The organism is Leifsonia poae, from assembly GCF_020009625.1.
In the GTDB taxonomy this organism is placed as follows: domain Bacteria; phylum Actinomycetota; class Actinomycetes; order Actinomycetales; family Microbacteriaceae; genus Leifsonia; species Leifsonia poae_A.
The window spans coordinates 50,411-63,709 of record NZ_JAIHLP010000001.1 but is presented as its reverse complement, the minus strand read 5'-3'; the positions used below and the strand labels follow the sequence as shown (position 1 = coordinate 63,709).

21 protein-coding genes and 1 tRNA gene are annotated in these 13,299 nt (G+C 63.1%); 5 read left to right on the top strand and 17 right to left on the bottom strand.

Going from position 1 to position 13,299, the window contains the following annotated elements; all coding sequences use genetic code 11:
* Window positions 1-223: 223 nt before the first annotated feature.
* The 14 genes from K5L49_RS00385 to K5L49_RS00320 form a co-directional block, all read right to left on the bottom strand.
* Window positions 224-577 (bottom strand): DUF3263 domain-containing protein, encoded by a 354-nt coding sequence (locus tag K5L49_RS00385; RefSeq protein WP_223690082.1) that lies wholly within the window; start codon window positions 575-577, stop codon window positions 224-226.
* Entirely contained in the window at window positions 574-1,584 is a 1,011-nt protein-coding gene (locus K5L49_RS00380; protein WP_223690081.1) for a DNA-methyltransferase, read from the bottom strand. The genes K5L49_RS00385 and K5L49_RS00380 overlap by 4 nt, the downstream gene beginning before the upstream one ends.
* Window positions 1,569-2,951 (bottom strand): DEAD/DEAH box helicase, encoded by a 1,383-nt coding sequence (locus K5L49_RS00375; protein ID WP_223690080.1) that lies wholly within the window; start codon window positions 2,949-2,951, stop codon window positions 1,569-1,571. The genes K5L49_RS00380 and K5L49_RS00375 overlap by 16 nt, the downstream gene beginning before the upstream one ends.
* Entirely contained in the window at window positions 2,948-3,538 is a 591-nt protein-coding gene (locus tag K5L49_RS00370) for a hypothetical protein (RefSeq protein ID WP_223690079.1), read from the bottom strand. Before K5L49_RS00370 ends, K5L49_RS00375 begins: the two co-directional genes overlap by 4 nt.
* Window positions 3,538-4,368: a PD-(D/E)XK nuclease-like domain-containing protein gene (locus K5L49_RS00365; RefSeq protein WP_223690078.1), complete on the bottom strand. Its 831-nt coding sequence runs from the start codon at window positions 4,366-4,368 to the stop codon at window positions 3,538-3,540. Before K5L49_RS00365 ends, K5L49_RS00370 begins: the two co-directional genes overlap by 1 nt.
* Window positions 4,365-4,532, bottom strand: a complete 168-nt coding sequence (locus K5L49_RS00360) for a hypothetical protein (protein ID WP_223690077.1) — start codon at window positions 4,530-4,532, stop codon at window positions 4,365-4,367. The genes K5L49_RS00365 and K5L49_RS00360 overlap by 4 nt, the downstream gene beginning before the upstream one ends.
* Before the next feature lie 8 nt (window positions 4,533-4,540).
* Window positions 4,541-5,515 carry a DUF7666 domain-containing protein gene (locus K5L49_RS00355; RefSeq protein ID WP_223690076.1) on the bottom strand — a complete coding sequence of 325 codons (975 nt, stop codon included), beginning with the start codon at window positions 5,513-5,515 and terminating at the stop codon, window positions 4,541-4,543.
* The gene (locus tag K5L49_RS00350) at window positions 5,508-5,699 is read right to left on the bottom strand and encodes a hypothetical protein (RefSeq protein WP_223690075.1); all 192 of its coding nucleotides are present in this window, start codon (window positions 5,697-5,699) and stop codon (window positions 5,508-5,510) included. The genes K5L49_RS00355 and K5L49_RS00350 overlap by 8 nt, the downstream gene beginning before the upstream one ends.
* Window positions 5,696-5,881: a hypothetical protein gene (locus tag K5L49_RS00345; RefSeq protein WP_223690074.1), complete on the bottom strand. Its 186-nt coding sequence runs from the start codon at window positions 5,879-5,881 to the stop codon at window positions 5,696-5,698. Before K5L49_RS00345 ends, K5L49_RS00350 begins: the two co-directional genes overlap by 4 nt.
* Window positions 5,882-5,987: 106 nt before the next feature.
* Window positions 5,988-6,773 (bottom strand): phage antirepressor KilAC domain-containing protein, encoded by a 786-nt coding sequence (locus tag K5L49_RS00340; RefSeq protein WP_223690073.1) that lies wholly within the window; start codon window positions 6,771-6,773, stop codon window positions 5,988-5,990.
* Window positions 6,770-7,192: a DUF7432 family protein gene (locus K5L49_RS00335; RefSeq protein WP_223690072.1), complete on the bottom strand. Its 423-nt coding sequence runs from the start codon at window positions 7,190-7,192 to the stop codon at window positions 6,770-6,772. The genes K5L49_RS00340 and K5L49_RS00335 overlap by 4 nt, the downstream gene beginning before the upstream one ends.
* A gap of 59 nt (window positions 7,193-7,251) precedes the next feature.
* Window positions 7,252-7,434: a helix-turn-helix domain-containing protein gene (locus tag K5L49_RS00330; RefSeq protein ID WP_223690071.1), complete on the bottom strand. Its 183-nt coding sequence runs from the start codon at window positions 7,432-7,434 to the stop codon at window positions 7,252-7,254.
* Window positions 7,435-7,451: 17 nt separating this feature from the next.
* Window positions 7,452-8,192: a phage regulatory protein/antirepressor Ant gene (locus K5L49_RS00325; protein WP_223690070.1), complete on the bottom strand. Its 741-nt coding sequence runs from the start codon at window positions 8,190-8,192 to the stop codon at window positions 7,452-7,454.
* Between the two features lie 65 nt (window positions 8,193-8,257).
* On the bottom strand, window positions 8,258-8,479 hold the full coding sequence (locus K5L49_RS00320; protein WP_223690069.1) for a helix-turn-helix domain-containing protein: 222 nt from the start codon (window positions 8,477-8,479) through the stop codon (window positions 8,258-8,260).
* Window positions 8,480-8,575: 96 nt separating this feature from the next.
* Between K5L49_RS00320 and K5L49_RS00315 the strand changes: the two genes are divergently transcribed.
* Genes K5L49_RS00315 through K5L49_RS00305 form a run of 3 tightly spaced genes read left to right on the top strand, consistent with a single transcriptional unit; the run spans window position 8,576 to window position 10,671 of the window.
* A complete protein-coding gene (locus K5L49_RS00315; protein WP_223690068.1) occupies window positions 8,576-9,079 on the top strand; it encodes a helix-turn-helix domain-containing protein in 504 nt (167 codons plus the stop codon).
* A gap of 12 nt (window positions 9,080-9,091) precedes the next feature.
* Window positions 9,092-9,523 carry an ImmA/IrrE family metallo-endopeptidase gene (locus tag K5L49_RS00310; protein ID WP_223690067.1) on the top strand — a complete coding sequence of 144 codons (432 nt, stop codon included), beginning with the start codon at window positions 9,092-9,094 and terminating at the stop codon, window positions 9,521-9,523.
* Window positions 9,524-9,534: 11 nt separating this feature from the next.
* On the top strand, window positions 9,535-10,671 hold the full coding sequence (locus K5L49_RS00305) for a tyrosine-type recombinase/integrase (protein ID WP_223690066.1): 1,137 nt from the start codon (window positions 9,535-9,537) through the stop codon (window positions 10,669-10,671).
* Between the two features lie 78 nt (window positions 10,672-10,749).
* On the opposite strand, the gene K5L49_RS00300 is transcribed toward K5L49_RS00305, so the two are convergent.
* Window positions 10,750-10,822 (bottom strand) — tRNA-Lys (locus K5L49_RS00300).
* Between the two features lie 142 nt (window positions 10,823-10,964).
* Between K5L49_RS00300 and hisN the strand changes: the two genes are divergently transcribed.
* Window positions 10,965-11,765, top strand: coding sequence for a histidinol-phosphatase (gene hisN, locus K5L49_RS00295; protein WP_223690065.1), 801 nt, complete (start codon window positions 10,965-10,967; stop codon window positions 11,763-11,765).
* Window positions 11,766-11,786: 21 nt separating this feature from the next.
* Window positions 11,787-12,359 (top strand): septum formation family protein, encoded by a 573-nt coding sequence (locus K5L49_RS00290; protein ID WP_223690064.1) that lies wholly within the window; start codon window positions 11,787-11,789, stop codon window positions 12,357-12,359.
* Between the two features lie 26 nt (window positions 12,360-12,385).
* On the opposite strand, the gene K5L49_RS00285 is transcribed toward K5L49_RS00290, so the two are convergent.
* Both K5L49_RS00285 and K5L49_RS00280 read right to left on the bottom strand, forming a co-directional pair.
* Complete coding sequence (locus tag K5L49_RS00285) at window positions 12,386-12,862, bottom strand: SRPBCC family protein (RefSeq protein ID WP_223690063.1); 477 nt, start codon at window positions 12,860-12,862, stop codon at window positions 12,386-12,388.
* A gap of 2 nt (window positions 12,863-12,864) precedes the next feature.
* Window positions 12,865-13,251, bottom strand: coding sequence for an ArsR/SmtB family transcription factor (locus K5L49_RS00280; RefSeq protein ID WP_223690130.1), 387 nt, complete (start codon window positions 13,249-13,251; stop codon window positions 12,865-12,867).
* Between the last annotated feature and the right edge of the window lie 48 nt (window positions 13,252-13,299).

The window sequence follows — 13,299 nt, the reverse complement described above, 5'->3', positions numbered from 1 at the left end:
GGCGGGTGCCGTGGGCTTGTTCCCGCTCCCACCGTTCCTCGGTCACATACGGCTTGAACGCGTCCACGATCTCCCGCACGGTGTGCAGCAGTACTGATCGCCTCAGCGGTACGCCCCAACTGGGTTGTGATCATGCGCGGGTTGATGCCGCCATCGAGGAACCAACGCACCTCCTCGAGAACCTCCGCCGGACTCATCCGGCCGTCCTTGTACGTGCGACCCATCAGAACTCACCCCACTCCGAGGTGCCGCGTGCAACACGGGCGGAGGCTTTCCTCTGCGCACGATCCACGAGACGATGCACCAGAACCGGGTCGATCTTCAACGAGTTCTCCAAGTCCTCAGTGATCAGGAACGACAGACGTTGGAAGTAGCGGGTGGCATCCACGTTGAACGTGGTCCTGATCAGCTGTTCCTTCAGAGGGTTCTCCGGTCCTACAGCAGCCTCGAACGCCAACACTTCAGACGGGTACGTGAACGCAGCGTTCCCGTTGAACCTCGCGCGATACTCCGCAGCCGAACCGGGCCGAGGTTGGCGGGCGAGACGCGCTGCGGCGGCGTGCTCCTGCCGGGTCACGCCGCACCGTCCCAGTCCGCGTCTGCTGGATCTGAGGAGATGGAGTCGAAGTCGAGTGCTTCGTCGTCGACATTCTCGGAGTCGACCGCAGCCATGTTGCGCAGAGCCTGCTCGAAATACGACGGCTTGAGTTCGGAGCCGATCCCATAGCGGTCCATTTGAACAGCGGCGAATACTTCCGAGCCAACGCCCATGAACGGGGTGAACACTGTCTCGCCGGGCTTGGTGCGGAGGTCGATGAACCGTTCGATGACATCGAGTTGCAGCGGGTGAACGTGCTTCTCGTCGTCTTCGTCTTTCGCATCGCGGAAGGGAAGTACGCGGTCGATGCGAACGTCGTCCCAAACCGACGATGCGTAGCGGCGCCAGATCCAGTGTGAGTACCGATTGAGTTTCTGGTCGCCGTCCCACCCTCTGAATCTCAACAATTCGGCGGGCATCCGTTCTGAGCCTGCGTAGTTCGAGGTGAGACCCACGGGGTGGGTGATCGGCTCGACCGATTCTCCGGGCTTGCGGAACACGAGCAGTTCATCGGCGGACGCGACGCCGCCATATGCGGCATCCGTGACGATGGTCTTGTGCGCGAGGTTCTTCGCCATGGTTCGGTTACGAACCGCAAGGGGTTCCTTCCAGATCACGTGTCGCGATACCCACTCCCAGCCGCGCGCCTGGTGCCAACGGATCACGTCGCCAGGGAAGTCTCGGTATGAGTCCTTGCCGCTGTTGCCGGACGGGACCGGTGCGGCATGCACGGCTGTGAGGCGGCCCGGCTTGGTGATCCGGTAGAGCTCATCGATGAAGAGCCCGTAGTGCTCTGCGAACTCGTCGTAGCTGCGAGCGTTCGAAACGTCGCGGTCGTTGGACGAGTAGATGTACAGGCCAGCGAATGGGGGCGAGTAGATCGATGCGTGAATGGACTCGTCTGGCATGGCTGCCATGACATCCATCGAGTCGGCGTTGTAGATCGCCCACCGGTCGGTGATCTGCTGATTCAGGACGCCAGCCATGCCGGCACCTCCAGTTCTTTGTCGTACACGTGCCGGTCGACGGCGCGCGCAGCGTTCATATGGGTGACCAGCTCGCTGAACATTTCGTCGGCCTGGGCAGCCTTCCGCTGCAGGTTCGCCAAGACGTTGAGGCCGCCTTCGGTGGTGATCAGATCGACAGTCACGGGCAGCTTCTGGCCGAACCTCCACACCCTCCGGACGGCCTGGTACATCTGCTCGTACGAGTGGGAGGGGAAGTAGGTCATCCGGTTGCAGTGCTGCCAGTTGAGTCCCCAGGCACCGATCGAGGGCTTGGTGACGAGCACGCGAATCTCTCCGCGGGTAAACGCGGCGAGCTTCTCTTCCTTCGCATCGGGGGAATCTGAGCCGGACACTTCCACCGCTCCATCGATCAGGCGGGTGAGTAGGGCAGATTCGTCGTTCAGATGGCACCAGGACACGGCGTGCTCGGCGTCCGCCACGGCGGAGGCCGCCGCTTCGCAGCGCTCCACGAGCGTGCGCCGGTTCTCTTCGCGTTCTTCCTGCAGCCCCACGGCCGGCATATCAAAGAGAGTGTCCGGGCGAGCTTCCCGAGCCTCAACGACAGACACGCGCTCGATGAGTTCGGGGAGTATGTGGCCGGCGTCCGAGAAGCCGAAGTCCGAAGGCCGGCGAATAGCTCGAGCCCAGGTCGCGACCCACTGCCAGAACGGTCCCGAGGCATGCCCCTTCAGCCGCCACCCCACCTCACGGCTCGCGGCCGCGAATTTGGCACGGCTCGTACTAGTGCGGTTGTCGTTCACAAAGAACCGGGTCAACATGTCCATGTACCCGAGATCACCGAGCGCTTCCGAGGAGGTGCCCAGCTCGATGTAGTCATTCGGCGCCGCTGTCGCCGTGCCGAGAAGCCGGTATTGCACCCGCCGCATGAACTCCGTGACCTCTGCTCGGCGTGCGCCGTCGAATGACTTGATCGCTGAGGACTCGTCGCAGACGACGCCACCGAACCGGGACCAGTCGAACTTGTTCAGCTGCTCGTAGTTCGTCACGGTGATCGGCGCCGTCACCTTGCCTTCACGGGACAGGGCGGCGTCGTGGCCGAACTTCTCCGCTTCGGTAACGATTTGGAATCCCACTGCCAGAGGTGTCACCAGCAGCACAGGCTTACCGGTGTGCTCGAATACGTTCTGCGCCCAGGCGAGCTCCATGGGTGTCTTCCCGAGGCCGCAGTCAGCGAAGATGCCTCCGCGCCCGATGCGCACCGCCCACTCGACCAGGGACCGCTGATAGTCGAACAGATGGTCGGGCATCACCACGGGCTCGAACCCACCGGCGTTCACCAACTGAGCCTTGCGCGCAAGGAACTCGGTGTACGATGACGCGCTCATGCGTCGTCACCGTCTGTCTGTGTGACCGTGACAGCCCCGGCCTTCGCGTCCTGGTATGCCTGACGGATGATCGTGAGGACGGTGGGTAGCGCGTTGGCTTCGCTGGCTGCATGTCCAAGCGCTTCGATCAGGCCGCGGTCGCCGTTGGTGTCTGCGAGCTCGGTCAACCAGTCCCGCCCGGACGTGTCCTTCGGTCTGGGTGTTTCGATGGGCTGCACGACGAACGGTGCCCGTTTCCCCCGGGTGACGGTGAGAGACACTGTGACCGGGTTTTCGAGGTGCGACAGGGCGCTGATCCTGATGCCACCGACAGCCTGCCCGCCGAACGTCACACCCGGGTCGCCGAATAGGGTCAACTTGCGGCCGGCGTAGGCGGACGAGTCGCTGCCCCAGCAGGTGACGAGGACGCGTCTCATGGACTTGGAGGGCTTGAAGGGCCGCCCGGGGAACTCGACCAGGTGAACCTCCACAGGCTGCTCAGCAGACCCGGCCTTGACCTGGCTGACGGTGACTGTTTTGGGGCCGTCGATGTAGTCGTCGTAGTTCTGCTGGTCCGATTTTGGTTCTGTTGTCGATGCGATATTCATCAGACCTGGATCTCCTCTTCCTCGTTCTCGTACAGGGCCCAGGTCGGCGGTGTCAGCGTTGCGCTCTGATAGCCGGGCCATGTGTTCGTTTCGGTGCAGCGCGCGTACAGTTCGCGCGCTCGCTTGGTTCGTTCTTTGGCGAGGTCTTCCCACATGAAGTCGAGGTCATACACACCCACCAGGTGAGGGGCCGCCGTTTCCACGACGATGAACTTGAACGACTCAAGCTCGGTGCCAGTGATCGCCGTGTGCGCCTCCGCATACCAGCGGTCCTGGATGTGGTAGCCGAGCCGTCCGACCGCAGCGTTGAACCCCCTCGGGGACGCATCTCGGGCTGTTTTCAGGTCGCCGCCGTTGATCCCGTCGTAGATGTCGAACCGGGCACGCATTGGTACGCCGTCGATGGTGGCGAACAAGCTCACCTCGCGGCCGGCGACAGTCTCAAGAACCGACCGAGCGTCAGGATGAGCAAGCACGGCTTCCGCCATGGCGTCGACCTTGCCAACGTCGTCAGGGCTGACAGGTGCGAAGCCCAGGGCGCGCTGCGCGGCAGCCCACTCTTCGGTCGCCTTCTTGGTGGACACGTTGCCGCTTGGCGTCAGGTGCTCGGGCGGGTACTCGATCACACCGGTTCCGACTCCGAGGACTTTCGCGTGAGCAACATGGCCAACATCGAACGCCCTCTTTCCCGGCTGCGTGGTGTCCATGTAGTGCCGGTAGATCGCTGGCGCTTCGAGGATCTTCCGGACGCCGGTGCTGCTGAGCTCAGGGCGACGGTGATACTCATCGTCGGGAAGGTCCGGGATGATCCCGGCAAGTGTGGCGGTCACAGGTCGACCTCGTAGTCTTCGCCCTCGATCAGGTCGTAGGGGTTTCCCTCGAGTGGGTCGGGGGCGGTGAACTGCACGAGCGTCGGGGTCGACGGTGCCGGGGGTCTGATCGGGGTGACGTTTCCGGAGAAGTCCGGGTAGAGGATGTCTCTGACAGTGGGCATCGGGTCGCTCATGCGGTCACGACCTTCCCGTCGCGGAGGGTGTAGAACACGCCCGCCTTGACCTTCTTGCCGTCGACCTTCACCGACTGGACGGAGACGATGCGGTAGTCGTCGTCACGCTCTGTGAGGACCAGCCAGCAGCCGAGCGCCCCGGAGGCTTTGGAGTCTTTGCCGGTGACGATCGCGACAGACTCGGCACCTTCGACCGACGCCGCCGACTGGTAGCCGGTGTTGGACGCCGCCGACTGGTAGCCGGTGTTGGACGCCGCCGAGTAGTTGCCGGTGTTGGACGCCGCCGAGTAGTTGCCGGTGTTGGACGCCGCCGACCGGTAGCCGGTGTTGGACGCCGCCGAGTAGTCGCCGGTGTTGGACGCCGCCGACCGGTCGCCGGTGTTGGACGCCGCCGACCGGTAGCCGGTGTTGGACGCCGCCGAGTAGTCGCCGGTGTTGGACGCCGCCGACCGGTCGCCGGTGTTGGACGCCGCCGACCGGTCGCCGGTGTTGGACGCCGCCGAGTAGTTGCCGGTGTTGGACGCCGCCGAGTAGTTGCCGGTGTTGGACGCCGCCGACCGGTAGCCGGTGTTGGACGCCGCCGAGTAGTCGCCGGTGTTGGACGCCGCCGACCGGTAGCCGGTGTTGGACGCCGCCGGAACGTCATCCTTCTTGACGTTCTCCCACACGAAGTCGATGTGAGCCTTCACCAATGCTGGGATGGAAAGGCGTGCACCGACCTTGATGCGACGTCCAGCAACCTTCGAATCGTCCTCGCGCTTGCCGTCGACATCATCCAACGTCACGGCGTGATACACCGAACCCGCTGGCGGGTAGTAGGAGAACACGTCGAGAGGGCTGGTCACAGCGTGGAAACCTGTGCTGCAGAGACGGGCGGGCGCATCCTGTTCGTACGTCTCACCTTCGACGTATTGGAAGCCCCGGCATGTCAGGTCCTCGTTGAAGCCTTTGAACGCGTGGAGTTCACTCATGGGTGTTGCCTTTCGGGTTGGTGGGCTGGTCGATGTCCCATGCGAGACAGGCGCCAGCGAAGAAGATGATGGAGAGGACCGCAGCAAGGCGGAGAAGGTCGTCGTTGTGTGCGGTACCGGCGGAGTAGCCGACGAAGATCGCGGCGATGAGGCAGACGATGAAGAACACGCGAACCGGTTTCATCGGAACGTCACCCCCGCAACCGCAAGGACAAGCCATGAGGCGGCGACGGCACCGATCACGAGGACGACGATCGTCGCGGCGACTGCTGCACCATTCGGACGTTTCGGCTCACGTCGCACCGGATCGGGCACACGTTCCGCCCAGTCCATATGCGACTCGTAATCGAACGTGTCCGGGTGCATCAGCACGTCACCTCCAGAACCTCGGGATCCTCCACCGGTTCGGCCGGGATCGGGATGATGAACGACTTCCGGTGGTTGAGGGGCAGCACCACCGCGGCATGACGGCTCACGACGGCACCACCTGAATGGCGCCGTTGCCGCCACCGAGCCGCCGCCGCAGTTGCTCGACACCCTTGAGCGTCACCCGCACCTGAGGCGGGTCAACTACGCGCGCTCCGGTGCCCGGGTGGTAGTGGAACTGCGGCTTGATCGAGAGGAACCCCTTCTCCACCCGGTCTGCTTTCGCCTGCCATGCCGCGCCAGCACGGAAAGTCCAACCAATGTCCGCCAGCCGGGAAAACAACCGCTGCGGACCCATGTTCGAGATGCCTGCGTGGGCGAGCATCTTCGCCGCCTCACCGACCGAGTAGTCACCCTCAGCCGAAGCGATCGCATCCCACGCGATCGCACGCGGCGTGAGCTCGGCGTTCTGCTGCGCGAGTTCGACGTTCTGCTCTTCACGCTGCACCAACGCTTTCAGCGCGGACAGGTAGTCGGTGGGGAGCGCGAGATCGTCGGCCGGGTGACCGTACGATCCAGTTCTCCTGATCTCGGGAAGAACCGTGCCTGTGAGCCAATGGCGGAATCTGACCGCTTCCGGCTTGTCCGATCTGATGACCGCTTCGTACATGCCCGACTCGTTGACGATGGTCACGTTCGGGTTGCCGCGATTACCCTCTGTCAGGCGGAGGGTATCCGTTGTGGTCGGGTCGAGCCTCGCCGCGACGTTGGACGGATTCGAGATCCCGAGGTAGTTGCACAGGTCAGCAAGTACGAACCATGTCTCACCGTTGATGGTGAGGGTGCGTACTTCCACCCCCTCGAACGCGAACGGGACAATGTCGGCGCTCATGCGGACACCCGCTCGTGCTGCGCGTCGTGCTGTTCCCAATCGATGGGCTCGCGACCCTCGCGCCTAGCCCACGCGTTGACCGAATAGCGCTTCCACGATTCGATGACTTTCTCCTCCGCCTCCTCATACCAGGCTTTGGACACATCCCACGAAGACTGGGCCGAACGGAGCCTGGCCGTCTTCTCTTCCTCCGCGAGCGCGACGGTCGCTTTGATTTCGCCGTCCTCGGTGAGGTCGAACTCCGCCGACGCGCGAAGTGCTTCGAGAAGCGCGAGGAATGCGTGGCCCACCGCGATGTCACGCATGAGGAACTGCGAGTCAGCCTTGATGAATTCGTGCGGCGCAACGGTGTAGTCGTCGAGGTCGGCGAAGGTGCTCGGCCGACCTCCCGACGTCTTGGGTACAATTGCTTCGGGCATTACTGGTGCCTTTCTCTTGATTCGCCTCGGTTGCCCCCGAGGCGTTTCCTTTTGTTCGCCTAAGCCGCACGACGTCCGTGCGCCATGTCGTGGTCCAGCTCGGACTGGACGTACCGGACGAGCCGGCCAATTCGGTGGAAGCGCAGCGGGCTCGATCCCGCCTCCTTGGCTTCCTTTTGCCGCCACGCACGCAAGGTGTTGACGGGGATATTGCAGTGCTCGGATGCCTCAAACTCGGTCATCCAAACCACTCCCCCGCTCATGCGGAGTACCTGTTCACGAAGTACGCCTGCCCCTTGCCCGTGACCTTCGGGGTCTTGTTCACGGTCACGTGACCATCGGAGTGGGTTACAGCGGTCTCCTTGATCTCGAACAGGCCGAGTTCCATCGCACGCTGCGTCGGCATGTTCCAGTCGGAGCCTGCTCGACGGATCAGGTATCCGTCCTCGCGGAGCCGTTCGAACAGTCGGTTCTGACCGAGTTCGATGCCGTTGCCGCGAAGCACTTTCGCCAACTCGCCGACAAGGACTGTGGTCTTGGACGTTGCGACCGCATCTGCGAATAGCACCTTCGGTGCGTCAAGCGCTGCCTTGGCTTCGAGGGCCTCGTTGGCTTCGATCTGGGAAGCCAGTTCGCGGAGTGCTTCGGCCCGCGTCTGCGGAAGCGCCATCCCGTGGCGTGCGAGCTCATAGAATGCCTTCACCAGCGCCTTCTTGAAGGCCTTTACGGGGCCAATGTTCCGCATGAACGTCATAAGAAGCGTCGCCTGGGACTCGGATAGTAGCGCTATCCGCGTCCCCTTCGCGAAACCGCCTTGTGGAAGACGCGCACCCTCTCGGATTTCAAATCGGAGTGGGCCGAAATCCTCGAAATCGGCTCGGTTGCCGTCGATCGTGCGGAGCACGGAGGCGTGCTCTATGCCCGTCCCGTCCGCGATGATCTGCGAGGTGGTGGTTAGCTCACCGTCGTTCATGGCGACGAGACTGGTGCCGGCTGTCATTGCTGTTCCTCTCTTTTCTAGGCGCGACAAATAGCGCCCCTGATGGGCGTCCGCGCGCTCAGCGGCTAGGCGAATACGGGTGGCGTGAACTGTTTTGGGGCCACGCCGAGCGCATCGGCGAGCATCAGTAGTTCCGTGAAGCTGAACTCGGACTTCGCAGCCAATTTGCGGTTGAGGGTCGGATATGGAATGCCCGTCTCATCAGAGACGGAACGCTTGGAACGCCCCGCATCGGCAATTGCGTCTCGCACTGCCCTGGCGCTCCACTCGATGACCGGATTGTTCATATGAGCAATCTAATTACTCATCGCGGCAAGTGTCAAGTTCAATCGTTTATCGCTTTGAACACTTGAATTGTCCAAAATGAGTGATAGTGTGTCGATATGAACATCCGACAGAGGGCCGAGATTTTCACGCGATTTGTGGGGCTCGAGTTGAAGGGGAAGATCACAGCCATGGGCTTTACAGCCTCGGCCGTAGCCGAAGCGATCAATCGCTCTCCCGCCGCTTTCAACCGGTGGCTCAACGGGAAGACCGAGATTCCGCTTTCCGTCGTCTGTGAGGCGTGCGAAGTAATCGACATTGATCCGCAGGTGATAGTCGAAACCGCATATAGCCGCCTCGCTGTCGAACTAGGCGAACGCGACGGGTCAACCTACCCCGAAGATGACCGCCTTCCCATGATTCCACCCGCCTCTGGAAGGGCGGTTCCAAAGCTCACGCCGATCCTGGATGTCGCACCCTCCCCCGATACTGAGAGTTCTCTCACGGATGACGATCTCATCGGTGAGGATTGGGATGTGACACACGAGGACGTGACCAAAAAGGACGTCGACCTGGTGGCGAAGAAAGGGCGAAAGAAGGCCGACCAGCCTCACGCGGAGTAGATGGAGGATGCGGTGAAGGTTTTGCTCCGGAGGGCGGCGGAGATGGGGGTCAGGGTGCACGGAGTCCATCTCGACGATGGCGGCCTGGGGTACTACTCCCCCAGCGAGGGGCGCATCTACTTCGACCTGTCGCTCACCCCCGACGAGCGCCGCTGCACGATCGCCCACGAACTCGGGCACGCCCACCACGGCCACACCTGCGACTCGCTCACCGCCGAACGCCAGGCCGATACGTTCGCTGCGGAGCTCTTGATCGACCCGGCCGAGTACGCCGCCCTCGAACAGGTCAGCACTGACCGGTTCTACATCGCCGACGAGCTCGGCATCACCATCGACTTGCTCGACCACTACCGGACGCATTGCCTGCAACGGCTCGGCGCCCGCACGTACAGCACGCGCCCACTTGGACGATTTACGAACACGCTCGCGCGAGCGCTCTCCTGAGAGGATTCGGTATGGCTAGACCACCACTGGTACTCGAGACGTGGGGATCGATTCGGCGAACCACGATCGACGGCCAACCGATCGCATACGCGTATTTCCGCGACGCAAGCGGGAGGCGTCGACAGATGCAGCGCAACGGAAGAACCGAAGCGAATGCGGAGCAGAACCTCATCAAGGCGCTCAAATCTAAGCTCGCGGAGGGGACCGACGCTGACCTCCTCTCCCCCACTTCGTCGGTTAGCGAGCTCGCTGATAAGTGGCTTGAAGAACTGCGACTCAAGAAGACCGTCGCAGGGACATTCAACACGTACAGGAACTCGATTCAGTCGAGAATCAAGCCGGGAATCGGAAGCTTGCGGCTGAACGAGGCATCAGTGCCTCGGGTTGATCGATTCATCAAGTCCATGCTCGCTACGCCGGCAATCGCCCGGACCGCGCGGACGGTCATGCTTCAGATGTTTGCCCTGGCCGTGAGGCAAGGAGCGATCGGCAAGAACCCCGTGACAGAGACGATGCCCGTGCCGGCGGTCAAGAATGTTGTCAAGGTCATCGCCATCAATCACATCCACCGGATGCGAGAGCTTTTCGCGGCGTACGACGAAACCCACACATCGGAACTGTCTGAGATATCGATGCTCATCATGTCCACCGGAGCGAGGACCGGCGAAGGCTTGGCGCCACGATGGGAGCAAGATGTTGCCCTGGATCGAGGGCTGTTGCGAATCTGCGGCACGCTCTCCACCGACCCGGATACCGGCAAGCTCTTCCGCCAAGATCACCCCAAATCGGAGGCTGGACAGCGCGGACTGATGCTCCCGGCAACAGCAGTTCAGATGCTCACCGAGCGTCGTATCAACGCTCACTTTGAGATGGTCTTCCCGTCAAGCACTGGGACGTACCGATGGCCGGCGAATACACGTCGGCATTGGCGCGAGGCTCTGAAAGGGTCCCCGTACGTCGGCAAGACTCCCCGGGATTTCCGCAAGGCAATTGCCACCCATCTGGACCAGACCCTGGGCATTAAGGCGGCTCAATCGCAGCTGGGGCACGAGTCCGAAGAGATCACGACGACGTACTACTTGGAGCGGGCTGAACAGGTCTCAGACTTCGCAGAAGTCATTGAGACGATGTTTCAAAGTAATGGGTAAATACTGGATTCGCGATTCGCCTCGACTCGGTAGCCAACGAAAAAGGCCCGGAATCCGCTAGATTCCGGGCCTTGATTGTGCACCCCCCGGGACTTGAACCCGGAACCCACTGATTAAGAGTCAGTTGCTCTGCCGATTGAGCTAGAGGTGCGTTTCGATTCGTTACCCGAACCGAGGCTCAACACTAGCATCTGATTCGCGCCTCCCGCCAATCGAGCACCCCGCGACGGCGGGTCACGAGACGGGTGCCGATTCCGCACCGGGAAGACACGCCCGGTCGGTAGGCTCTTCGCGTGACTTCGAACCTCGCCAGCACCGCCCCTCTCTCCGACGACCTCGCCCTCGCCCTCCGCCTCGCGGATGCGGCCGACCGCATCTCCGCCGACAAGTTCCGCAGCATCGGGCTGCGAGTCGACACCAAACAGGACCGCACCCACGTCACCGAAGCTGATCTGGCAGTGGAGCGCGCCATCCGCGAGACCCTCGCCGCTGAACGGCCGGCCGACGGCATCCTCGGTGAAGAGTTCGGCACAGAGGGGGATGCGACACGGCAGTGGATCATCGACCCGATCGATGGCACGGCGAACTATCTTCGCGGCGTTCCGGTGTGGGGAACGCTCATAGCTCTGGCTGTCGACGGAGTGCCCGTGGTGGGCGTCGTCAGCTCTCCCGCCCTCGGCCGGCGCTGGTGGGCGGCGTCTGGTTCGGGCGCCTGGACCTCCGAGAACGGTGGCGAGCCGCGACGGTTGTCCGTCTCAGGGGTCACAGAGCTGGCGGACGCATCGATCAGCTTCCAGAGCATCGCCCAGTGGGATGAGGCAGGCTACCTCGATCGGCTGGTCGCCCTCACCCGACAGGTGTGGCGGGACCGCGCATACGGCGACATGTGGTCGTACATGCTGCTCGCCGAAGGACTCGTCGACGCCGTCGGCGAATTCGGTGTGAAGAGTTACGACCTCGCGGCGCTCATCCCGATCGTCGAGGAGGCAGGAGGCCGGTTCACGTCGGTGACGGGCCAGGCGGGTCCGGGCAATGGTTCCTCCCTCGCGAGCAATGGATTGCTGCACGAAGCGCTTTTGGAGGCACTAGCGTAGGCGCAAGACCCGAGGAGACCGATGAGACCGACCCGTCGTCCGCACCGCAGTGCGATGCTCGCCGCGGTTGTGGCCGCCCTGATGACCGTCAGCCTTACAGCCTGCGTTCCGTTCGGGGATGTCATCCGCGACCGGTTCTTGCGCAAGGCTCCGCCGAGCGCGACAGCGCCGGCCGATCCCTCTGGCGGTACGGATGCAGCCCCGGACTCGGGGGGAACACCCACCGACTTTCCCGATCTCGTCGTCGGCGAGTGCATCGACGATCTCGACGACTCGTACACCGGTCCGGGCTTCCCGGTGGTGGACTGCTCCGTTCCGCACGACAGCGAAATCTACGCCATCCCCTCCGTGGGAAGCGGCTCCTACCCGGGCGACACGGCCGTCGAGAATTCCGCAGATACGAGCTGCCATGACGCTTTCGCAGCCTACGTCGGCATCGCGCCCGAGGCGGCGGAGGCGGGGTGGAGCTCCTATCCCCCGGTCGAGGAGACCTGGGACCAGATTCATTCGGCGATCTGCGTCGTCTACCTCGACGGCCAGACCACCGGCAGCCTGAAGGGTTCGGCACAGCCGCGGGGCGAACAGAACTCCTGATCGCCCCGTCGCCGGCCGCCGCCGCTTCAGCGCGCGGTCACGACGTCGTCGAGTCGTTCGTAGCCCTCGGTCAACCCTTTCGCCTGCCCGGACGCGACGATCCCGTCCCGCGCCTCGAGGCTCGGGTAGACGGCATGCACGCGCAGACGGCTGCGTCCACCCTCCAGCGGTTCGAAGCTCAAGGATTCGATGCTCACGACATCCGGAAAGCCTTCGAACTCGAAGGTCTGGATCGCGAATTCGTTGTCGCGGACCACATGGAAGACGCCGTGGAAGGCGTACTCCGCACCGTCGGTGTCGCGGTGCACATAGCGATAGCGACCCCCGGTACGGAAGGAATACTCCTCGATGACCATGGCGTACCCTCGGGGACCGAGCCAGCGCGCGACGAGGTCGGGGTTGCGGTGGGCCTCGAACACCTTCTCGACGGGAGCGTCGAACTCGCGCACGACGTCGACGAACGGCAGCCCTTCCGGGGCGGTGATGGTGACGGGATTGCTCATGATCATTTCTCCTTGTTATGGGTTCCTCCGCCCCCACCGGCCCGGCCCCGAGCGGGGCCGGGCTCGGCGAGAACGGCGTCCAGCGTGCGGAACTGCTGTTCGCGCACGAGGCGGTAGCCGTCGATCCACGCGGTGAGCTCTTCGAGCGCCCCGGGGTTCAGGTGCACAGGCCGCCGCTGCGCGTCGCGGCTGCGGGTCACGAGCCCGGCGTGCTCCAGCACGTGGATGTGCCGAGAGATCGCCTGCGTCGTGATGGCGAACGGCTCCGCCAGCTCGTTGACCGTCGCCGGCCCCCGACTGAGGCGGGCGACGATGGCCCGTCGCACCCGGTCGCCCAACGCCTGGAACGCCCGGTCGAGCCGATCTTCAGCCGCCGCATCCTGCTGCATACTCAATTAACTCCTTTATCAACGTTTCTGTTGAATACAGTAGATCGA